The sequence below is a fragment of the Roseivivax sp. GX 12232 genome, from assembly GCF_021272185.1.
Taxonomy (GTDB): domain Bacteria; phylum Pseudomonadota; class Alphaproteobacteria; order Rhodobacterales; family Rhodobacteraceae; genus Roseivivax.
In genome coordinates, this window is record NZ_JAJSEC010000004.1 from 184302 (window position 1) to 205832 (window position 21531).

Annotated in this window: 18 protein-coding genes; 9 read left to right on the plus strand and 9 right to left on the minus strand. The window is 69.3% G+C overall.

Annotated features, from left to right (window positions below):
• Positions 1-59 precede the first annotated feature (59 nt).
• Positions 60-1655, plus strand: a complete 1596-nt coding sequence (serA, locus tag LR948_RS09230; protein WP_232753718.1) for a phosphoglycerate dehydrogenase — start codon at positions 60-62, stop codon at positions 1653-1655.
• Positions 1656-1883: 228 nt separating this feature from the next.
• On the opposite strand, the gene LR948_RS09235 is transcribed toward serA, so the two are convergent.
• The gene (locus tag LR948_RS09235; RefSeq protein WP_232753719.1) at positions 1884-2336 is read right to left on the minus strand and encodes a cupin domain-containing protein; all 453 of its coding nucleotides are present in this window, start codon (positions 2334-2336) and stop codon (positions 1884-1886) included.
• Between the two features lie 175 nt (positions 2337-2511).
• On the opposite strand from LR948_RS09235, the gene LR948_RS09240 reads away from it, so the two are divergent.
• From LR948_RS09240 to dxs, 8 genes are all read left to right on the plus strand, one after another.
• Complete coding sequence (locus LR948_RS09240; RefSeq protein ID WP_232753720.1) at positions 2512-3489, plus strand: LysR family transcriptional regulator; 978 nt, start codon at positions 2512-2514, stop codon at positions 3487-3489.
• A 90-nt stretch (positions 3490-3579) separates the two neighbouring features.
• Positions 3580-4014 carry a universal stress protein gene (locus tag LR948_RS09245; RefSeq protein WP_232753721.1) on the plus strand — a complete coding sequence of 145 codons (435 nt, stop codon included), beginning with the start codon at positions 3580-3582 and terminating at the stop codon, positions 4012-4014.
• A 77-nt stretch (positions 4015-4091) separates the two neighbouring features.
• Positions 4092-5630, plus strand: coding sequence for a sodium:alanine symporter family protein (locus LR948_RS09250; RefSeq protein WP_232753722.1), 1539 nt, complete (start codon positions 4092-4094; stop codon positions 5628-5630).
• 67 nt (positions 5631-5697) lie between these two features.
• The gene (fmt, locus tag LR948_RS09255) at positions 5698-6612 is read left to right on the plus strand and encodes a methionyl-tRNA formyltransferase (protein WP_232753723.1); all 915 of its coding nucleotides are present in this window, start codon (positions 5698-5700) and stop codon (positions 6610-6612) included.
• A gap of 373 nt (positions 6613-6985) precedes the next feature.
• Positions 6986-7912: a histone deacetylase family protein gene (locus LR948_RS09260; protein WP_232753724.1), complete on the plus strand. Its 927-nt coding sequence runs from the start codon at positions 6986-6988 to the stop codon at positions 7910-7912.
• The gene (locus tag LR948_RS09265) at positions 7909-8157 is read left to right on the plus strand and encodes an exodeoxyribonuclease VII small subunit (protein WP_232753725.1); all 249 of its coding nucleotides are present in this window, start codon (positions 7909-7911) and stop codon (positions 8155-8157) included. Before LR948_RS09260 ends, LR948_RS09265 begins: the two co-directional genes overlap by 4 nt.
• An 8-nt stretch (positions 8158-8165) precedes the next feature.
• On the plus strand, positions 8166-9029 hold the full coding sequence (locus LR948_RS09270) for a polyprenyl synthetase family protein (protein ID WP_232753726.1): 864 nt from the start codon (positions 8166-8168) through the stop codon (positions 9027-9029).
• 92 nt (positions 9030-9121) lie between these two features.
• Positions 9122-11047: a 1-deoxy-D-xylulose-5-phosphate synthase gene (gene dxs / locus LR948_RS09275; RefSeq protein WP_232753727.1), complete on the plus strand. Its 1926-nt coding sequence runs from the start codon at positions 9122-9124 to the stop codon at positions 11045-11047.
• Between the two features lie 296 nt (positions 11048-11343).
• On the opposite strand, the gene lpdA is transcribed toward dxs, so the two are convergent.
• The 8 genes from lpdA to sucC form a co-directional block, all read right to left on the minus strand.
• On the minus strand, positions 11344-12732 hold the full coding sequence (lpdA, locus tag LR948_RS09280) for a dihydrolipoyl dehydrogenase (protein ID WP_232753728.1): 1389 nt from the start codon (positions 12730-12732) through the stop codon (positions 11344-11346).
• A 108-nt stretch (positions 12733-12840) separates the two neighbouring features.
• Positions 12841-13236: an MAPEG family protein gene (locus LR948_RS09285; RefSeq protein WP_232753729.1), complete on the minus strand. Its 396-nt coding sequence runs from the start codon at positions 13234-13236 to the stop codon at positions 12841-12843.
• Complete coding sequence (locus LR948_RS09290) at positions 13233-13805, minus strand: hypothetical protein (RefSeq protein ID WP_232753730.1); 573 nt, start codon at positions 13803-13805, stop codon at positions 13233-13235. The genes LR948_RS09285 and LR948_RS09290 overlap by 4 nt, the downstream gene beginning before the upstream one ends.
• 110 nt (positions 13806-13915) lie before the next feature.
• Positions 13916-15523 carry a 2-oxoglutarate dehydrogenase complex dihydrolipoyllysine-residue succinyltransferase gene (odhB, locus tag LR948_RS09295; protein WP_232753731.1) on the minus strand — a complete coding sequence of 536 codons (1608 nt, stop codon included), beginning with the start codon at positions 15521-15523 and terminating at the stop codon, positions 13916-13918.
• Positions 15524-15528: 5 nt separating this feature from the next.
• Complete coding sequence (locus LR948_RS09300; RefSeq protein ID WP_232753732.1) at positions 15529-18504, minus strand: 2-oxoglutarate dehydrogenase E1 component; 2976 nt, start codon at positions 18502-18504, stop codon at positions 15529-15531.
• A 309-nt stretch (positions 18505-18813) separates the two neighbouring features.
• Entirely contained in the window at positions 18814-19701 is an 888-nt protein-coding gene (gene sucD / locus LR948_RS09305) for a succinate--CoA ligase subunit alpha (RefSeq protein WP_232753733.1), read from the minus strand.
• Positions 19702-19753: 52 nt separating this feature from the next.
• Entirely contained in the window at positions 19754-20098 is a 345-nt protein-coding gene (locus LR948_RS09310) for a hypothetical protein (RefSeq protein WP_232753734.1), read from the minus strand.
• A gap of 219 nt (positions 20099-20317) precedes the next feature.
• Positions 20318-21511: an ADP-forming succinate--CoA ligase subunit beta gene (gene sucC, locus LR948_RS09315; protein ID WP_232753735.1), complete on the minus strand. Its 1194-nt coding sequence runs from the start codon at positions 21509-21511 to the stop codon at positions 20318-20320.
• Positions 21512-21531 lie beyond the last annotated feature (20 nt).

Below are 21531 nucleotides of genomic sequence, written 5' to 3' on the forward strand. Positions count from 1 at the left end.
CGGGGCGCGCCAAGGCGCGCGCCCTCTCCCGATATATCCAGTCGCAAAGGACCAGACAGATGGCTCCCAAGGTTCTCATTTCCGACAAGCTGTCGGACGCCGCCGTTCAGATCTTCAAGGATCGTGGCATCGAGGTCGATTTCCGCCCCGAGCTCGGCAAGGACAAGGAAAAGCTCGCCGAGGTGATCGGCGATTACGACGGCCTGGCGATCCGCTCGGCCACCAAGGTCACGCCGAACATCCTCGAGAAGGCGACCAACCTGAAGGTCATCGGCCGCGCCGGCATCGGCACCGACAACGTCGACAAGGAGGCGGCCTCCAAGAAAGGCGTGATCGTAATGAACACGCCCTTCGGCAACATGATCACCACCGCCGAACACGCCATCGCGATGATGTTCGCGGTCGCGCGGCAGATCCCCGAGGCCTCGGCCTCGACCCATGCGGGCAAATGGGAGAAGTCGAAGTTCATGGGCGTCGAGCTGACCGGCAAGACGCTGGGTGTGATCGGCGCGGGCAACATCGGCGGCATCGTCTGCGACCGCGCGCGCGGGCTGAAGATGAAGGTCGCGGCCTACGACCCCTATCTGAGCCAGGAAAAGGCCGACAAGATGGGCGTCGAGAAGGTCGAGCTCGAGGACCTGCTGGCGCGGGCCGACTTCATCACCCTGCACGTGCCGCTGACCGAGCAGACCAAGAACATCCTGTCCAAGGAAAACCTCGAGAAGACCAAGAAGGGCGTGCGGATCATCAACTGCGCGCGCGGCGGCCTGGTCGACGAGGCGGCCCTGGCCGAGCTGCTGAAGTCCGGCCATGTGGCGGGCGCGGGTTTCGACGTCTTCTCCGAGGAGCCGGCGACCGACAATCCGCTCTTTGCCCTGCCAAACGTGGTCTGCACCCCGCATCTCGGCGCGGCCACCACCGAGGCGCAGGAGAACGTCGCCCTGCAGGTCGCCGAGCAGATGGCCGACTACCTGCTGACCGGCGCGGTCTCCAACGCGCTGAACATGCCCTCGGTGACCGCCGAGGAGGCCAAGATCATGGGCCCCTGGATCAAGCTTTCCGACCACCTCGGCAGCTTCATCGGGCAGATGACCGACGAGCCGATCAAGGCGATCAACATCCTCTATGACGGCTCGGTCTCCGAGATGAACCTCGAGGCGCTGAACTGCAGCCTGGTCGCGGGCATCATGAAGCGCTTCAACCCCGAGGTGAACATGGTCTCGGCGCCGCTCATCGCGAAGGAGCGCGGGATCAAGCTCTCGACCACCAAGCAGGGCCAGTCGGGCGCCTTCGAGGGCTACATCAAGGTCACCGTGGCCACCGACAAGCGCGAGCGCTCGATCGGCGGCACGGTCTTCTCGGACGGCAAGCCGCGCTTCATCCAGATCAAGGGCATCAACATCGACGCCGAGATCGGCCGCCACATGGTCTATACCACCAACGAGGACGTGCCGGGCATCATCGGCACGCTCGGCATGACCATGGGCAAGAATGGCGTGAACATCGCGAACTTCACCCTCGGCCGGTCGGCCGCCAAGGGCGAGGCGATCGCGCTCCTCTACATCGACGACGCGCTGAAGTCCGACGTGGTGCAGGAACTGGAGAACACCGGCCTCTTCCGCCAGGTGCGCCCGCTGGAGTTCGACGTGGCCTGACCGGGGCGACCCGGTTCTGAATAATGCGCCCGGCGGGAGGGGTTCCGCCGGGCGTTTTCTTTGGTGGCTGGGCCTGGTGCGTGGTCTCGGGCCTCAAGCGCTTGGCTTCGGGCTCTGGTCTTTCGGGTGAGGATGCGGTGCTTTCTCAGCCCTCAGCCCTCAGCCCTCAGCCCTCAGCCCTCAGCCCTCAGCCCTCAGCCCTCAGCCCCTAGCTCTAAGCCTCAGCCCTCACCCCTCCGCGCCGAGGGGCGGGCCGGTGAACTCCAGGTTGTAGCGCGCCGCGGTGGCGACGATCTGTTCCATGTCCTCGGGGATGCGCAGGCCCTGGTCGGCCATCTCGGGGAAGAAATCCTCGAAGCCGCCGGGCGAGAGGATCACCAGGTGCCGCGAGGGCTGTTCGCCCACGACCCGGAAGGTGTGCGAGGTGCCGCGCGGCACGAAGACCGTCTCGCCGGGGCCGCGCAGGAGGGTCTCGCCCGCGCTCCAGAACTCGGCCTCGCCGGTTAGCATCACGAAGGTCTCGTCGGCGTCGTGGTGGATGTGGCGCGGCGGGCCCGAGCCGGGCTGGCCGACGCTGTCGAAGATCGCCATGGCCCCGCCCGTCGCCGCGCGCGGCAGGATTGTGCGATACTGGGTGCCCAGCCATTCGACGGTGCCGGGGCCCAGGATGTGGTCCTTCATGTCATCTCCTCCCTCAAGACGACCGCGACGGGACGGGCGCGCCTTGAGGCGCCCGCTGCCGGGGTCGGTGACGATGTGTGGAGGGCCGGGCGGTCCGCGCGCCGGCCATGCGCGCAGGATACCCGAGTAAGTAGTATTTGTTAAATCGACTTCTCTTATACTAACAATTGATGCCATGAATTTCGCGAGCTTCGACCTGAACCTCCTGCGGGTGCTCGACGCCCTGCTCGAGACCGCCTCGACCACCGCGGCGGGGCGGCGCATCGGGCTTTCGCAGCCGGCGGTCTCGGCGGCGCTCTCGCGGCTGCGCCATGCGCTCGACGATCCGCTGTTCCTGCGGCAGGGGCGGCGGCTGGTGCCGACCGACTATGCCGAGGGGCTGCGCGCGCCGCTCCGGGCGCTGCTCGAGGAGACCGAGCGCCTGCTGATCCCGCCCGCGGGCTTCGACCCGGCGCGGGCCGAGGCGAGCTTCAAGATCTCGGGCAGCGACTTCTTCGCCGAGATGCTGATGCCCGAGCTCGCCGATCACATCGCCCGGCAGGCGCCCGGCGTGCGGGTGCAGCTCGTGGACCTGGTGCCGGAAAGCTATATCGACACCTTCGACCGCTACCAGGTCGACCTCGCGCTGATCCCCGAGATCGCCTTTCCCGACTGGATCGCGCATCAGCACCTTTTCCGGTCGGACTTCGTGACCATCGCGCGCCAGGGTCACGCGCGGCTGGCGCGGGCGGGCATCGCGCCGGGGGAGGTGCTGCCGATCGACCTTTTCTGCGACCTGCCGCATGTGCTCTTCTCGCCCGAGGGCAACCTGCGGGCCATGGGCGACGCCGCCCTGGCCGAGGTCGGGCGCAGCCGGCGGGTGGCGATGACCATGCCGGTCTTCTCGGGGGTCTATACCGCCGTCGCGCGCTCCGAGATGATCGCGCTGATCCCGGCGCAGCTCGCCCGGCGGGTGGCGCCGCGCGTCGGCCTCGAGATCTACCGCCCGCCGATGCCCATCGCCCCGGCGCGGATCTCGATGATCTGGCACCGGCGGGCGACGCTCTCGCCGCCGCACCAATGGCTGCGCGACCAGATCGCGGGCCTGATGGCGCCGCTCGATCCGGGCGCGGAACTTGGCCCCAAGGCAGGCGAGGGGCCCCCTCAAGCCTGACCCGACGGCAAGCTCTTGCCGAGGGTGCTTTGAAACCGGCGCCAGCCGGTCTAGGTCGAGCGTCCCGAACCCTGACCGAGGAGAGCCGAGATGCCGGGCCCCTTCATCGTCGGATACGACGGCAGCCCCGCCGCGACGCGGGCGCTCGAGTTTGCCGTGACCCAGGCCGCCGCCGCGGGTCTCGGGATCGTGCTGGTGCATGTGCTGGAATGGTCGCCCTATTCCTTCCTCTCGCGCGAGGAGCTGGAAGAGCGCCACATGCGCCGCAAGGAAGAGCTGGCCCGCGCCGAAGTCGCGGTCCTGGCCCCGGCGATGGACCGGATGAAGGACCGCGGGGTCGCGATCACCCCGGTGATCCGCTACGGCCATTCCGCCGAGATCCTGAGCGACTGCGCCAGGGACGAGGCCGCGAGCCAGATCATCGTCGGGCGCGACGGCGCGGGCGGGCTCTCGGCACGGATCTTCGGGTCCACCGCCGCCACGCTCGTGCAGATCGCCCCGGTGCCCTGCACCATCGTTCCCTGACCCCCGCGCGCCCGCGCAGCGCCGCTGACCCCCGGCCGCGCGCCGCGCCGCCGCTGACATCCCGAAGGAGCCAGGCCATGCCCCATCCCCTCCGAACCGCCGCCCTCGCCGCCGCGAGCCTTGCCCTGACCGCCGGGGCGGGACGGGCCCAGGGGCTCGACGCCAGCATCAACGCGGGCTTCGAGAACGCCACGGGATGGTATGTGAACCTGATCTTCGCCAATCTGCCGGGCACCGAGGTGCCCTGGATCGTCGGCTGGCTGGTCATCGCGGCGCTGGTCTTCTCGCTCTACTTCGGCTTCGTGCAGTTCCGCTGGGTCGGCCATGCGGTCCGCCTGGTGCGGGGCGATTACTCCGACCCCAATGACGCCGGCGAGGTCAGCCACTTCCAGGCGCTGGCGACCGCGCTTTCGGGCACGGTGGGCCTCGGCAATATCGCGGGCGTCGCGGTGGCCATCGGCATCGGCGGGCCGGGGGCGACCTTCTGGATGGTCCTGGCGGGGCTTCTGGGCATGGCCACGAAGTTCACCGAATGCACCCTCGGGGTGAAATACCGCAACGAATACCCCGACGGCCGGGTCTCGGGCGGGCCGATGTACTACCTGACCAAGGGCTTCGAGGAACGCGGGCTGCGCGGCGGCACGGCGCTGGCGGTGGGCTTCTCGATCTTCACCCTTCTCGGCGCCGTGGGCGGCGGCAACATGTTCCAGGTCAACCAGGCACACCAGCAGATCGCCGGGGTGGTCGGCGACTACCCGGGCTGGATCACCGGGGTGATCTTCGCCTCGCTCGTGGGCGTGGTGATCATCGGCGGGCTGAAGTCCATCGCCCGGGTGACCGAAAAGGTCGTGCCCTTCATGGGCATCTTCTACGTCACCGCGGCGCTGGTCATCATCCTGGCCAATATCGACCAGGTCGGAGCGGCCTTCGGGCAGATCATCGAGGGCGCCTTCACCGGGCTCGGCGTCGCCGGCGGCATGGTCGGCGCGCTGATCCAGGGCTTCCGCCGCGCCGCCTTCTCCAACGAGGCGGGCATCGGCTCGGCCGCCATCGCGCATTCCGCGGTGCGCACCAAGGAGCCGATCACCGAGGGCTTCGTGGCGCTGCTCGAGCCTTTCATCGACACCGTGGTGATCTGCACGATGACCGCGCTGGTGATCATCATCTCGGGCCAGCTCGTCACCGACCCCGAGACCGGGCTCTTCCTGATCGAGGACGGCCAGATCGTCACCCAGACCGGGGCCGAGGGCGTGGCGCTGACCTCGGATGCCTTCGCGACCGCCTTCCCCTGGTTCCCGGTGCTCCTGGCCGTGGCGGTGGTGCTTTTTGCCTTCTCGACCATGCTGAGCTGGTCCTACTACGGGCTGAAGGCCTGGACCTTCCTCTTGGGCGAGGGCCAGGGCAAGGAGCTGGTCTTCAAGGCGATCTTCTGCCTTTTCGTGGTGATCGGCGCGGCGGCGAGCCTCGATCCGGTCATCGCCTTCTCGGATGCGGCGCTCTTCTCCATGGCGATCTTCAACGTCATCGGGCTCTATTTCCTGATGCCGGTGGTGAAGCGCGAGCTGGCCCGCTACGCCGAGAAACTGCGCCGCGGGGAGATCCGCAAATACGGCTGACCCCGGCCTTCCAACACCGCGCCACGCGCGATATGCCCGGGGCACTGTAACTCGTAGGGAGGACGCGATGCGCGTCGTGTTCATGGGCACGCCGGACTTCTCGGTGCCGGTGCTCGAGGCCCTGGCCGCCGCCGGCCACGAGATCGCGGCGGTCTATTGCCAGCCGCCCCGGCCCGCCGGACGCGGCCGCAAGGACCGCCCGAGCCCGGTGCAGGCCCGCGCCGAGGCGCTGGGCCTCGAGGTGCGCCACCCCGCCTCGCTGCGCAACCCCGAGGCGCAGGCCGAGTTCGCCGCGCTCAAGGCCGATGTGGCGGTCGTGGTGGCCTACGGGCTGATCCTGCCGCAGCCGGTGCTCGATGCGCCGGAGTTCGGCTGCCTGAACATCCATGCCTCGCTCCTGCCGCGCTGGCGCGGCGCCGCCCCGATCCAGCGCGCGATCCTCGCCGGGGACCGGATGACCGGCATCGCCATCATGCAGATGGAGGCCGGGCTCGACACCGGGCCGGTCTTGATGAGCGAGGCGACCGAGATCGCCTCGGAGGAGACCGCCGAGACCCTGCACGACCGGCTCTCCGAGATGGGCGCGCGGATGATCGTCGAGGCGCTCTCGCGGCTGCGCCAGCTCACCCCCGAGCCGCAGCCCGACGACGGGGTGATCTACGCCGAGAAGATCGACAAGTCCGAGGCCGAGATCGACTGGACCCGCCCGGCCGCGGCCGTGGACCGGCAGATCCGCGGCCTCTCGCCCTTCCCGGGCGCCTGGACCGAGGTCGAGGGCGCGCGGGTGAAGCTCCTGGGCAGCCGGGTGACCCAAGGCTCCGGCGCACCCGGCGAGGTGCTCTCGGGCGGCTTCGTCGTGGCCTGCGGCAGCGGCGCGGTGGAGATCACCCGCGCCCAGAAGGCCGGCCGCGGCGCCCAGGAGGCCGAGGCCTTCCTGCGCGGCTTCGAACTGCCCCGCGGGCTGCGGCTCGGGCGCGACTAGGGGCGCGGTGTCTGTCCGGCCGGGCCATCGAGGCCCGCCCGGCCGGAGCGAGGGCGCTGCCCTCGCGCTCCCGGAGTATTTTGGGCCCGGTAAGGCCGGGGGCTGGGCTTTGGGTGTTTTGGGCCTGTGCTTTCCCTTTTTGCGTTTGGGCTGGCCATCCGTCCGGTCGGGCCATCGAGGCCCGCCCGGCCGGAGCGAGAGCTCTGCCCTCGCGCTCCCGGAGTATTTCCGGCCCGGTCAGGCCTGGGGGGCGTGGTGCTTGTTGGGCGGGCGCACTTTTGGTTGCCGGGCTTGGTGCGAGGGGGCGGGGGCGGCGGCTTGCTCTTCGGGGGAAATCGCGCTTTGGTCAGGGCGGAATTCGAAAGGATGCGCCTTGGCGACTGCCCTCATCACCCATGACGCCGCGCGCGGCCATGTCACGCCCCAGGGCCACCCCGAGCGGGTGGCGCGGATCGAGCATCTTCTCGCGGCGCTGGCGGAGTTCGACCTTCTGCGCGTGCGCTCGCCCCTGGCCGAGGATGCCGAGATCGAGCGTTGCCACCCGCCGGCCTATATCGGCTCGCTCGAATCCCATGTGCCGGCGCGCGGCTTCCACCCGATCGACGGCGACACCTATCTGACGCCCGGGGCGCTTGATGCCGCGCGGCGCGGGGTGGGCGGGGTCCTGAAGGCCGTCGAGATGGTCGTCGGCGGCGAGGTCGACAACGCCTTCTGCGCCATGCGCCCGCCCGGCCACCACGCCGAACGCGCCACCGCCAAGGGCTTCTGCTTCTTCGGCAATGCCGCGATCGGGGCGAAATACGCGCTCGACGCGCTGGGGCTCGCGCGGGTCGCGGTGGTGGATTTCGACGTGCATCACGGCAACGGCACGCAGGATCTGCTCTGGCACGAGCGCCGGGCGCTGACCGTGACCTCGCACCAGTCGCCGCTCTGGCCCGGCAGCGGGGCGGCGCAGGAGACCGGCGCCCATGACAACGTGATGAACCTGCCGCTCGCGCCCGGCACCGGCGGGGCGGAGATGCGCGCGCTCTACACCGACCGGGTCTTCCCGCGGCTCCGGCGCTTCCGGCCCGAGCTGATCATCCTCTCGGCGGGGTTCGACGCCCATGCCCGCGACCCGCTGGCCAATCTCAACTGGCAGACCGAGGATTTCACCTGGCTGACCGAGCAGCTTTGCGCCGTCGCCGCCGAGGTCTGCGGCGGGCGCGTGGTCTCGACACTCGAGGGCGGGTATGATCTTCAGGCACTGAGCGAAAGCGGGGCCGCGCATGTCGCGGCGTTGATGGAGGCCGGCCGATGAGCGCAGAGGACAAACCCGTCGAGGAGATGAGCTTCGAGGAGGCCATGCGCGCCCTCGAGGAGGTCGTGGGCCAGCTCGAACGCGGGGATGTGGCGCTGGAGCAGTCGATCAAGCTCTACGAGCGCGGTGCGGCGCTGAAGAAGCGCTGCGAGGCCAAGCTCAAGGAAGCCGAGGAGAAGGTCGCGGCGATCACGCTCGACGCCGAAGGCCAGCCCAAGGGCACCCAGCCCGTCGAGGGGCTCTGACGGCCAGGATGTTCGACAGCGGCTTGAGCCAGGCGCAGGACCGCATCGCCGCGGGATTCGCGGATCTGTTTGCAGCCGGCGGCGAAGCGCCGCTTGATGCCGGGATGCGCTATGCGACCCGGGGCGGAAAGCGGCTGCGCGGCTACCTCGTGCTCGAGGGGGCGCGGCTGCATGGCGTCGAGGCGGCGCTGAACCCGGCTTTGGCGATCGAGGCGGTGCATGCCTATTCGCTGGTCCATGACGACCTGCCCGCCATGGACGACGACGACCTGCGCCGCGGCCAGCCGACCCTGCATCGCAAATGGGACGAGGCCACCGCCATCCTGGTGGGCGACGCGCTGCAGGCGCTGGGCTTCGAGCTCTGCCTGGCGCCTGAGACCCATGCCGACCCCGCGGTGCGCGCCGACCTGGCGCTGAGCCTCGCGCGGGCGGCTGGCGCGGGCGGCATGGTGCGGGGCCAGGCGCTCGACATCGCCGCCGAAAGCGCCGGGACGCCCCTGAGCCTCGCCGAGATCACCGCGCTCCAGGCCGGCAAGACCGGGGCGCTGATCTCCTGGGCCGCCGAGGCCGGGCCGCGGCTCGCCGGTGCCGAGCGCGGGCCGATGCGCGCCTATGCCGCTGCCCTGGGGCTGGCCTTCCAGATCGCCGACGACATCCTCGACGTCGAGGGCGACGCCGCGGCCATGGGCAAGGCCGCCGGCAAGGACGCCGCCCGCGGCAAGGCGACCTTCGTGTCGCACCTGGGGCTGGACGGCGCGCGGGCGCGCGCCAGATCGCTCATCGAGGAGGCCGAGGCGGCGCTGGCCCCCTATGGTGCCGAGGCGCGCGGCTTGATCGAGGCGGCGCGCTTCGTTATCGCCCGCAAGAGCTAGATCAGGGGCGCGCGCATCTGCCAGAGGCGCCCCTGGGCGGGCCTGCCGCCCGACCCAGGGTCCGAGGCCCCGCAAGAGGAAGCTGAACCGAGATGTCCGACCGTCCGACCACCCCCTTGCTCGACCGGGTCACCACGCCCGCCGACCTGAAGTCGTTCACCGACGGCGAGCTGCGCCAGCTTGCCCAGGAGCTGCGCGCCGAGACCATCTCGGCGGTCTCCGAGACCGGCGGGCACCTCGGCGCGGGGCTTGGCGTGGTGGAGCTGACCGTGGCGCTGCACGCGGTCTGGGACGCGCCGCGCGACAAGATCGTCTGGGACGTGAGCCACCAGAGCTATCCCCACAAGATCCTGACCGGGCGCCGCGACCGGATCCGCACCCTGCGCCAGAAGGACGGGCTCTCGGGCTTCACCAAGCGCGCGGAAAGCCCCTATGACCCCTTCGGCGCGGCGCATAGCTCGACCTCGATCTCGGCCTCGCTGGGCTTTGCCGTGGCGCGCGACCTCGGCGGCGCCTCCGAGACCGGCCATGGCGACGCCATCGCGGTGATCGGCGACGGGGCCATGTCGGCGGGCATGGCCTACGAGGCGATGAACCACGCCGGCCACCTCGGCAAGCGGCTGATCGTGATCCTGAACGACAACGAGATGTCGATCGCCCCGCCGGTGGGGGCGATGTCCTCCTACCTGTCGCGGCTCTACGCCGAGGCGCCCTTCCATTCGCTCAAGGATGTCGCCAAGGGCGCGGTGAGCTTCCTGCCCGAACCCTTCCGCGAGGGGGCGCGGCGCGCCAAGGACATGATCAAGGGCATGGCCGTCGGCGGCACGCTCTTCGAGGCGCTGGGCTTTTCCTACATCGGGCCGATCGACGGCCACGACATGGAGAGCCTCCTGCCGGTCTTGCGCACCGTGAAGGCGCGGGCGCATGGGCCGATCCTCATTCATTGCATCACCCAGAAGGGCAAGGGCTACGCCCCCGCCGAGGGCCGCCCCGACCGCGGCCATGCCACGGCGAAGTTCGACGTGGGCTCGGGCGAGCAGAAGAAGGCGCCCTCGAACGCGCCGTCCTACACCAAGGTCTTCGGCGAGAGCCTGGTGCAGCTCGCCGAGGAGGACAGCCGGATCTGCGCGGTGACCGCCGCCATGCCCGACGGCACCGGGCTGAACCTCCTGGCCGAGCGCTATCCCTCGCGCTGCTTTGACGTGGGCATCGCCGAGCAGCACGGGGTGACCTTCGCCGCGGGCCTCGCCGCCGGCGGCATGCGGCCCTTCGCGGCGATCTATTCGACCTTCCTGCAGCGCGGCTTCGACCAGGTGGTGCACGACGTGGCGATCCAGCGCCTGCCGGTGCGCTTCGCAATCGACCGCGCCGGGCTGGTGGGCGCCGATGGCGCCACCCACGCGGGCAGCTACGACGTGGCCTACCTCGCCAACCTGCCGGGCTTTACCGTCATGGCCGCCGCCGACGAGGCCGAGCTGCGCCACATGGTGGCCACCGCCGCGGCGCATGACGAGGGCCCCATCGCCTTCCGCTACCCAAGGGGCGAGGGCGCCGGCGTCGAGATGCCCGAGCGCGGCGCACCCCTGGAGATCGGCAAGGGCCGAATGATCCGCGAGGGCGCAAGGGTGGCGCTTCTGTCCTACGGCGCGCGGCTCAAGGAGGTGGTCGAGGCCGCCGAGGCGCTCGAGGCGCGCGGCATCACGCCCACCGTCGCCGATGCGCGTTTCGCCAAGCCGCTCGACCGGGAGCTGATCCTGGGGCTGGCCGAGGATCACGAGGCGCTGATCACCATCGAGGAAGGCGCCGTCGGCGGCTTCGGCAGCCATGTGGCGCAGCTCCTCGCCGAGGAGGGTGTCTTCGACAAGGGCCTGAAGTTCCGCAGCATGGTGCTGCCGGATGTCTTCATCGACCAGGCCAGCCCGCGCGACATGTATGCGGTCGCAGGGCTGAACGCCGAGGACATCGAGGCCAAGGTGCTGGACGTCCTGGGCGTCGCCCGGATCGAAAAGCGCGCCTGATCCCCGGCGGCGGGGGCCGCTGGTTTTCTTCGGAAAGGTTATTGGGCGGTCCCCGCGCCTTGGCGGCGCGGGGGCGGGTCTGGCCCTTTGCGCCTTGGCAGGCGCAGCGGGCGGGTCCGGGCCGCCTCTGGCGTCCCGGACCGGGGGGCGCTGCCCCCTCAGCGGGCCTTTGGGCCCGCATTCACCCCCGAGGTATTTTTGCCAAGCTGAAGCTGCGGGGGGTGGCGCGTGTTGGGATGTGGGCGCTTTGGGGTCCGGCGTGGGCCCGGCGCGCGGGACGCGCCGGGGGACCGGGATCACATGTGGATCGGGCCGTCGCCGCAGGCGAGGGCGGCTTCGCGGACGGCCTCGCTGTAGGTCGGATGGGCGTGGCAGGTCAGGGCCAGGTCCTCGGCGGCGGCGCCGAACTCCATGGCGACGCAGATCTCGTGGATCAGGTCGCCGGCCATCGGGCCGATGATATGGGCGCCGAGGATGCGGTCGGTCTTCTTGTCCGCGAGGATCTTCACGAAACCGTCGGCGGCGAAATTGGCCTTGGCGCGGCCGTTGCCCATGAAGGAGAACTTGCCGAGCTTGTAGTCGCGGCCGGCCTCCTTCAGCTGCTCCTCGGTCTCGCCCACGGCGGCGACCTCGGGGTGCGTGTAGATCACGCTGGGGATCACCCCGTAGTTCACATGGCCCGCCTTGCCGGCGATGACCTCGGCGGCGGCCATGCCCTCGTCCTCGGCCTTGTGGGCGAGCATCGGGCCCTCGGTGGCGTCGCCGATGGCGTAGATGCCCTCGACGGAGGTCTGCCAGTGGCCGTCGGTCTTCACGAAGCCGCGGTCGGTCACCTCGACGCCGAGCTCCTTCAGGCCGAGGCCCTCGGTCACCGGCTTGCGGCCGGTGGCGACCAGCACGACATCGGCGTCGAGCACCTCTTCGCTGTCGTCCTTCTTCAGGCTGTAGGTGACCTTGGCCTTGGTCTTCAGCGCCTCCACGCCCTGCACCGCGGCGCCGAGGATGAACTTCAGCCCCTGCTTCTGCAGCAGCTTCTGGAACTGCTTGGAAACCTCGCCGTCCATCGTGGGGGTGATCTTGTCGAGATATTCGACCACCGTCACCTCGGTGCCGAGCCGGGCGTAGACCGAGCCCATCTCGAGGCCGATGACGCCGGCGCCGATCACCACCATCTTCTTCGGCACCTTGGAGAGCGAGAGCGCGCCGGTGGAGGAGACCACCGTCTTCTCGTCGATCTCGACGCCGGGCAGGGTGGCGACATCCGAGCCGGTGGCCAGGATGATGTGCTTGGCCTCATGGGTCTCGTCGCCGACCTTGACGCGGCCCTTCTCGGGGATCGAGCCCCAGCCTTTGAGCCAGTCGATCTTGTTCTTCTTGAAGAGGAACTCGATGCCCTTGGTGTTGGTCTCGATGGTCTCGGACTTGTAGCTCTGCATCTGCTCCCAGTCGACCGAGGGGCTTTTGCCCTTGAGGCCCATCTTGGCGAAGTTGTGCTCGGCCTCGTGCAGCTGGTGGGTGGCATGCAGGAGCGCCTTGGAGGGGATGCAGCCGACGTTGAGGCAGGTGCCGCCCAGGGTCTCGCGGCCCTCGACGCAGGCGGTCTTGAGGCCGAGCTGCGCGGCGCGGATGGCGGCGACATAGCCGCCGGGGCCGGAGCCGATCACGATGACGTCGTAAGAAGCCATGATGGGTGTCCTTTCTGTTGTCGGTCCGGGCGGCGCGGGGGCGGGGCGGGCCGTCAGACCTGCCGGGCGCTCCGCGCCTCCCGGGGGGAAGTTAGGTCAAGAAGAAGCTCATAGCAGCGCCAGGATCAACAGCCCGACGGTCGCGAGCCAGCCCAGCATCCAGATCAGCGAGCGCCAGGGGCGCAGGCCGAAGTAATAGGCCGGCACGTAGAGGATGCGCGCCAGGAGGTAGAGCGCCGCGCAGAGCGTGGTCGCCGCCCCGCTCTTGTCGGCATAGGTGATCACCAGGACGGCGATCGAGAAGAGGATCAGCCCCTCGAAGTGGTTGTCGAGGGCGCGGCCCAGCCGGGCGGTGCGGGCGCTCATCTCGCGCGAGGGCGGGCGGTCGCGGGCCGACATCGTGTAGCCCGGGCCGATCTCGCGGTTGGCGGGCACGGCATAGAGCACGAACTGCAGGCATTGCAGCAGCGCCGCGAGGATCAGGATGGTCAGTTCGGGGGTCATGCGGCCCTCCGGGGGCAGGCTTGGGCCAGCGCGCCGGCGATGGCACGGGCCTTGGTCTCGATGTCCCGGCCGCGGGCCGAGGGATGGGGCAGGGCGGTATGGGCCACATGGGCCGCGGCGCAGGCCTCGGCGGCGGCGCGGCCGAGGGCGAGGGTCGGGCGGCCCGCGATTTCCTGTCGGGTGATCCGCGCGAAGCAGTCGTTCACCAGCCGCTGCGGCACCGCGCCCGAGCGCGTCGCGGGCAGGGCGTGGAAGGCATGGGTCAGATAGACCTCGGCGCGGGTCAGCCCGGCCAGGGCCAGCGCCCGGTCGAGCACCCGGTTGAAGAGCATCTCGGGCAAATATCCCTCGCGTGCCAGCCGGTCGCGATGCGCCCTGGCGGTCGGCGCATCGAGGAAGTTGTAGGACACCAGGATCGGCCCCGAGGCCGATCCGCAGGACAGCTGGTAGGGGGAGACCAGCGGCAGATCGAGGCCGATTTCATCCAAAGTGGTGAAACCCGCGGGCCGGAAGGCCCGGCGGGCGGCCAGGGCCGCGGCGCGGCCGGATATGCCCGGTGCGGCGCTCATGGCCGCAGCGCCCGCCCGGGGGCGGGAGCGCGCCGGTCTTCCCCGGCGGGCGCGGGGTGCGCCGCCGGAGAAGGCTCAACCGGGCTGGCCGGACCGCCGGGCATCGCCGATCACAGATCCATCAGCATGCGGCGGGGATCCTCGAGCGCCTCTTTCACGCGCACCAGGAAGGTCACCGCGCCCTTGCCGTCGACGATGCGGTGATCGTAGCTCAGCGCCAGGTACATCATCGGGCGGATCTTGATCTCGCCGCCGATCACCATGGGCCGCTCCTGGATCTTGTGCATGCCGAGGATGCCCGACTGCGGGGGGTTCAGGATCGGCGAGGACATCAGCGAGCCGTAGACACCGCCGTTCGAGATCGTGAAGGTGCCGCCCTGCATCTCGCCCATCGAGAGCTTGCCGTCGCGGGCGCGCTTGCCCTTGTCGGCGATGTCACCCTCGATCTGGGCGAAGCTCTTGCTGTCGGCGTCGCGGATCACCGGCACCACGAGGCCCTGGGGCGTGCCGGTGGCGATGCCCATGTGCACGAAGTTCTTGTAGATGATCTCGGTGCCGTCGATCTCGGCGTTGACCTCGGGGACCTCCTTCAGCGCATGGGCGCAGGCCTTGGTGAAGAAGGACATGAAGCCGAGCCGCACGCCGTGCTTCTTCTCGAAGAGATCCTTGTACTCCGAGCGCAGCGCCATGACCTCGGTCATGTCCACCTCGTTGTAGGTGGTCAGCATGGCCGCGTTGTTCTGCGCGTCCTTCAGGCGGCGCGCAATGGTCTGGCGCAGGCGGGTCATCTTGACCCGCTCCTCGCGGGCCTCGTCCTCGGCGGAGACCGGGGCGCGGGGCGCCTTCGAGGCCTGGGCCTCGGTCGCGGGGGCGGATTTGGTCGCGGCGATGGCGGCATCGACATCGGCCTTCATCACCCGGCCGTCGCGGCCCGAGCCGGTGACCTGGTCGCGGCTCACGCCCTTCTCGGCCATGGCCTTCTTGGCCGAGGGCGCATCCTCCACGTCGGCGCGGCCCTGGCCGGCCTCGGGGGTGGAATACTGGGTGTCACCCTTGGGCGCGGCGGGCTCGTCGCCGCCATGGGCGGTGCCGGCGGTCGGCTTGGCCTCGGACTGGCCGGCGCCCGCGCCCTTGGTGATCACCGCGAGATGGCCGTTGGCCTCGACCGTGGTGCCTTCCTCGGCGCTGATCTCGGAGAGCGTGCCGGCGGCGGGGGCGGGCACCTCGACCGAGACCTTGTCGGTCTCGAGCTCGCAGAGCGTCTCGTCGGCGGCGACGCTGTCGCCGACCTTCTTGAACCAGGTCGAGACGGTCGCCTCGGAGACCGACTCGCCCAGCGTCGGGACCATCACGTCGACCCGCTCGCCTTCGCCGTCCTCGGCTTTGGGCGCGGCATCGCCGGCGCCTTGGGCGGGCTTGGCTTCGGCCTCCTTGGCGCTGCCGCCCTTGTCGGACTTGGCGGATGCGTCGCCTGCGCCCGCGCCTTCCTCGATATTGGCGAGAAGCGCGTCGACGCCCACGGTCGCGCCTTCCTCGGCGACGATCTCGGAGAGCGTGCCGGCGGCCGGCGAGGGCACCTCGACGGTGACCTTGTCGGTCTCGAGCTCGCAGAGCATCTCGTCGGCCTCGACGCGATCGCCGGGCTTCTTGAACCAGGTGGAAATGGTCGCCTCGGAGACGGATTCGCCCAGGGTGGGCACTCGGACTTCGGTGGTCATCTCACTCACTTTCCTTCGATCGTCAGCGCTTCGTCCACGAGCGCCTGTTGTTGTGCCTTATGCGCGCTGGCAAGCCCGGTCGCCGGCGAGGCCGTGGTTGGCCGGCCGATGTAGCGCGGGCGCGGGTAATCGGCGCCGATGCGGCCCAGGACCCATTCGATGTTGGGCTCGATGAAGGACCAGGCGCCCTGGTTCTTGGGCTCTTCCTGGCACCAGATCACCTCGGCCTGCTTGAAGCGTTCCAGCTCGTTCACCGCCGAGACCGCCGGGAAGGGATAGAACTGCTCGATCCGCATCAGGTAGATGTCGTCGATACCGCGGGCGTCGCGTTCCTCGAGCAGGTCGTAATAGACCTTGCCCGAGCACAACACGACGCGCTTGATCTCGCTGTCGGGCTTCAGCTCGGTCTCCGACAGCCCCGCCTCGGCGTCGTCCCAGAGGACGCGGTGGAAGGACGAGCCGGTGACGAACATCTTCTCGTCCGAGACGCAGAGCTTGTGCCGCAGGAGCGACTTCGGCGTCATCAGGATCAGCGGCTTGCGGAACGACCGATGCAGCTGGCGCCGCAGGATGTGGAAGTAGTTCGCCGGGGTCGAGCAGTTCGCCACGATCCAGTTGTCCTGGCCGCACATCTGCAGGAAGCGCTCGAGCCGCGCCGAGGAGTGTTCCGGCCCCTGGCCCTCGTAGCCATGCGGCAGGAGGCAGACGAGGCCCGACATCCGCAGCCACTTCGATTCCCCCGACGAGACGAACTGGTCGAACATGATCTGCCCGCCGTTGGCGAAATCGCCGAACTGCGCCTCCCAGAGGGTCAGCGCGTTGGGCTCGGCCAGCGAGTAGCCGTATTCGAAGCCCAGGACCGCGTATTCCGACAGGGCGCTGTCGATCACCTCGATCCGGGCCTGGCCGTCGCGGATGTGGTTCAGCGGGTAGTAGCGTTCCTCGGTCTCCTGGTCGATCAGGGCCGAATGGCGCTGCGAGAAGGTGCCGCGAGTCGAATCCTGGCCCGAGAGGCGCACCGGGTAGCCCTCGGTCAGGAGCGAGCCGAAGGCCAGCGCCTCGGCGGTCGCCCAGTCGAAGCCCTTGCCGGTCTCGAACATCTTCTTGCGGCCGTCGAGCAGGCGCCCGACGGTCTTGTGCAGCGGGAAGCCGTCCGGCGGGCTGGTCATCGCCCGGCCCACGGCCTCCATGGTCTCTTTCTTGATCGAGGTCTTGCCGCGCTGGTATTTGCCCTGCTTCTGCTTGTCGAGGTGCGACCAGCGCCCGTCCAGCCAGTCGGCCTTGTTGGGCTTGTAGGTCTTGCCGGCCTCGAACTCCTCGTTGAGGTGGGACTGGAAGGCGGCCTTCATGTCCTCGATCTCGCCCTCGGGGATGAGCCCGTCCTTGACCAGCCGCTCGGTATAGAGCGTCAGCGTCGTCTTGTGCCCCTTGATCTGCTTGTACATCAGGGGGTTGGTGAACATCGGCTCATCGCCTTCGTTATGCCCGAAGCGGCGATAGCAGAAGATGTCGATCACCACGTCCTTGCCGAACTTCTGGCGGAACTCGGTGGCGACCTTGGCGGCATGCACCACCGCCTCGGGGTCGTCGCCGTTGACGTGGAAGATTGGCGCCTCGACCACCAGCGCGTTGTCGGTCGGATAAGGCGAGGAGCGCGAGAAATGCGGCGCGGTGGTGAAGCCGATCTGGTTGTTCACCACGATATGCACGGTGCCGCCGGTGCGGTGACCGCGCAGGCCCGACAGCGCGAAACATTCCGCCACGACGCCCTGGCCGGCGAAGGCCGCGTCACCGTGCAGCAGCACCGGCAGGACCTTGGTCCGGGTCGGGTCCTTGAGCTGGTCCTGCTTGGCGCGGACCTTGCCCAGGACCACCGGGTTCACCGCCTCGAGGTGGCTGGGGTTGGCGGTCAGCGAAAGGTGCACCTCGTTGCCGTCGAACTCGCGGTCCGAGGAGGCGCCGAGGTGGTATTTCACGTCGCCCGAGCCGTCCACGTCGTCGGGCTTGAAGCTGCCGCCCTGGAATTCGTTGAAGATCGCCCGGTAGGGTTTGCTCATCACGTTGGCCAGCACCGAGAGCCGCCCGCGGTGCGGCATGCCGATCACCACTTCCTGCAGCCCCAGCGCGCCGCCGCGCTTCACGATCTGCTCCATCGCCGGGATCAGGCTTTCGCCGCCGTCGAGGCCGAAGCGCTTGGTGCCCATGTATTTGACGTGCAGGAACTTCTCGAAGCCCTCGGCCTCGACCATCTTGTTGAGGATGGCTTTCCGGCCCTCGCGGGTGAACTTCACCTCCTTGCCGTAGCCCTCGATCCGCTCCTTGAGCCAGGCCGACTGCTCGGGGTCGGAGATATGCATGTACTGCAGCGCGAAGGTGCCGCAGTAGGTGCGCTTCAGCACGCTGATGATCTCGCGCAGCGAGGCGATGTCGAGGCCCAGCACCTTGTCGATGAAGATCGGCCGGTCGAGGTCGGCGTCGGTGAACCCGTAGGAGCGGTAATCGAGCTCGGGGTGTTCCTCGTCGATGTTGCGCATGCCCAGCGGGTCGAGCTGCGCGGCCAGGTGGCCGCGGATGCGGTAGGCGCGGATGATCATCAGCGCCCGGATCGAGTCGAGCACCGCGCGCTGCACGTCGTCATCGGTCAGCTCGACCTTGGCGTCCTCGGCGCGGGACTTGATCTTGTCGGCCGCGCCCTTGGCCTCGGCGGGCATCATCGGCATCGGCCATTCGCCGGTCAGCGCGGCGGTCAGCTCGTCCTGCGGCTGCGGCGGCCAGCCGGGCTTGGCCCAGGAGGGGCCCGCGGCCTCGCGCTTCACCTCTTTCTCGTCGTCGCCCAGGCTCTCGAAGAAGCGCTGCCAGGCCTCGTCGACCGCATTGGGGTCGTTGGCGTAGCGGGCATACATCTGTTCGAGGTATTCCGCGTTGTGCCCCTGCATGAAGCTCGAGGCGTGGAACTGATCGTTGGGGCTCTGGTCGGTCATTGTGTCACCTCACGAGGCTGGGGACCGTATGTGTGCGCGCCGGGGGCCGCCGGCAACGGGGAAACGAGGGTGGAACCGGAGGCACCGGGCGGCGCGGCGCCGCTCTGGGCCGGGCCTCGGGCCGGGTCCGGGGCGCGTCGGGCGCCCGCGCGGGATGTCGCGGCGGTCAGCATGGGCGAGGGGTCCTTCCCGGGTTTGCCGTCTTGAAGCCTCCGGAGCGGGGTCCGCCTTGCGGGCGCCGGTCGGGAGGCTCTTGCGGGTGCGCCGCCCCGGGACCGGGCCCGGGACGGTGCGACGTTCCTGCGGGCCTCAGCCCTTGTCGATCGCGGCCAGGACCGCCTCGCCGAGGGTGGCGGGGCTGTCGGCGACCACGATCCCGGCGGAGTTCATCGCCTCGATCTTGTCCTCGGCGCCGCCCTTGCCGCCAGCGACGATCGCGCCCGCGTGGCCCATGCGGCGGCCCGGAGGCGCGGTGCGCCCGGCGATGAAGCCCGCGGTGGGCTTCCAGCGGCCCTTCTTCTTCTCGTCGGCGAGGAACTGCGCGGCATCCTCTTCGGCCGAGCCGCCGATCTCGCCGATCATGATGATGGCCTCGGTCTCGGGATCGTCGAGGAACCATTCCAGCACGTCGAGGTGCTCGGTGCCCTTGATCGGGTCGCCGCCGATGCCGACGCAGGTCGACTGGCCGAGGCCCACGTCGGTGGTCTGCTTCACGGCCTCATAGGTCAGCGTGCCCGAGCGCGAGACCACGCCGACCTTGCCGCGCTTGTGGATGTGGCCGGGCATGATGCCGATCTTGCAGGCGTCGGGGGTGATGACACCGGGGCAGTTCGGGCCGATCAGCTTCGACTTCGAGCCTTCCAGCGCGCGCTTGACCTTCATCATGTCGGCGACCGGGATGCCCTCGGTGATGCAGACGATCAGCTCCATCTCGGCGTCGATCGCCTCGAGGATCGAATCCGCGGCGAAGGGCGGCGGCACGTAGATCACCGACGCATTGGCCTCGGTGGCGTGCCGGGCCTCGTGCACGGAGTTGAAGACCGGCAGGTCGAGATGGGTCTGCCCGCCTTTGCCCGGCGTCACGCCGCCGACCATCTTGGTGCCGTAGGCGATGGCTTGTTCCGAATGGAAGGTGCCCTGCGAGCCGGTCAGGCCCTGGCAGATCACCTTGGTGTTTTCGTCTACGAGAACGGCCATTTGAGTTCCTTCGTCCCTCTGGCGGGCCCTGTCCGGCCCGCCGGTGTTTCAGTCAGTATTCGGCCTGGTCGTCGTCCACCAGCTCGTCGAGGGCGCGGACGGCGATGGTCGCGCCTCCCATCAGGATGAGCGTGCGGCCGAGCGACCCGGTCAGATTGGATGGAATGAAACGCGCGATACCGTCGCGCGCCACGCGGGCCGCGTCGCGGCCGGATCTCGCCTTGCGCGCCTCGGGCGCGCCGCCGGGTTCCGGCAGGCGCAGGGGCGCGGGGTCGCTGCGCCGCAGCGCGAGCCCGCATCCCACCAGGGCCAGGCCCAGGAGGAACGGCGTGTAGCTCGGCGCGGAGCGCGGCAGGCTGGGCAGATCGGGGGTCTTGGACGGAAAGAGGCGCGACATGGCAAGGCTCCTTGGCAGGCGGTGGACCGGCGCGGCGCGCGGCACGCGCAGGCGGTGCAGAACCGTCGGGACCGGGGCGCGGAGCGCCCCGAGGTTCGAGGGACGAACCCCCGGGACCCTAGGTTTGTTCACTGCGACTGCCATGGTCATCGACCCGTTTCCGTCCCTTCGCCAGGGCCCGCGCGACGGAAGACCCGCCGGCACGCGCCTCAGGGCGCCTTACCCCTTCACCGCCTTCACGATCTTCGCGGCGCCGTCCTTGAGGTCGTCGGCGGCGATCACGTCGAGACCGGAGGTGTTGATGATCTCCTTGCCCTTCTCGACGTTGGTGCCCTCGAGGCGCACCACCAGCGGCACCTTCAGGCCGACTTCCTTGACCGCGGCGACCACGCCCTCGGCGATCACGTCGCAGCGCATGATGCCGCCGAAGATGTTCACCAGGATGCCTTTGACGTTCTTGTCCGAGGTGATGATCTTGAAGGCCTCGGTCACCTTCTCCTTGGTGGCGCCGCCGCCCACGTCGAGGAAGTTCGCCGGCTCGGCACCGTTGAGCTTGATGATGTCCATGGTCGCCATGGCCAGGCCCGCGCCGTTCACCATGCAGCCGATCTCACCGTCGAGCGCGATGTAGTTCAGGTCGTACTTGGAGGCCTCGAGCTCCTTGGGGTCTTCCTCGGTCTCGTCGCGCAGCTCGGCCACGTCGGACTGGCGGTAGAGCGCGTTGCCGTCGAAGGAGAGCTTGGCGTCGAGCACCTTCAGGTCGCCCTTGTCGGTGACGATCAGCGGGTTGATCTCGAGCATCTCCATGTCCTTCTCGACGAAGGCGGTGTAGAGGATGCCCATCAGCTTGACGCATTGCTTGATCTGCTGGCCCTCGAGCCCCAGCGCAAAGGCGATGCGGCGGCCGTGGAAGGCCTGGTAGCCGGTCGCGGGATCGACGCTGAACGACAGGATCTTCTCGGGCGTGGAGGCGGCGACCTCCTCGATGTCCATGCCGCCCTCGGTCGAGCAGACAAAGGACACCCGGCTGGTGACCCGGTCGACCAGCAGCGCGAGGTACAACTCGCGCTCGATGTCCGAGCCGTCCTCGATGTAGATGCGGTTTACCTGCTTGCCCGCCGGGCCGGTCTGATGCGTGACCAGCGTCTTGCCGAGCATCTTGCGGGCTTCCTCGGCGGCCTCCTCGACCGACTTGGCCAGGCGCACGCCGCCCTTCTCGCCGGCGTCGGCCTCCTTGAAGCTGCCCTTGCCGCGGCCGCCGGCGTGGATCTGGGCCTTCACCACCCAGAGCGGGCCGTCGAGATTCGCGGCCTCGGTCTTGGCATCCGCCGCCTTCAGCACGACGCGGCCATCCGAGACCGGCGCGCCATAGCTGCGCAGGAGCGCCTTGGCCTGATACTCGTGGATATTCATGTCATCCGTCCCGTGTTACT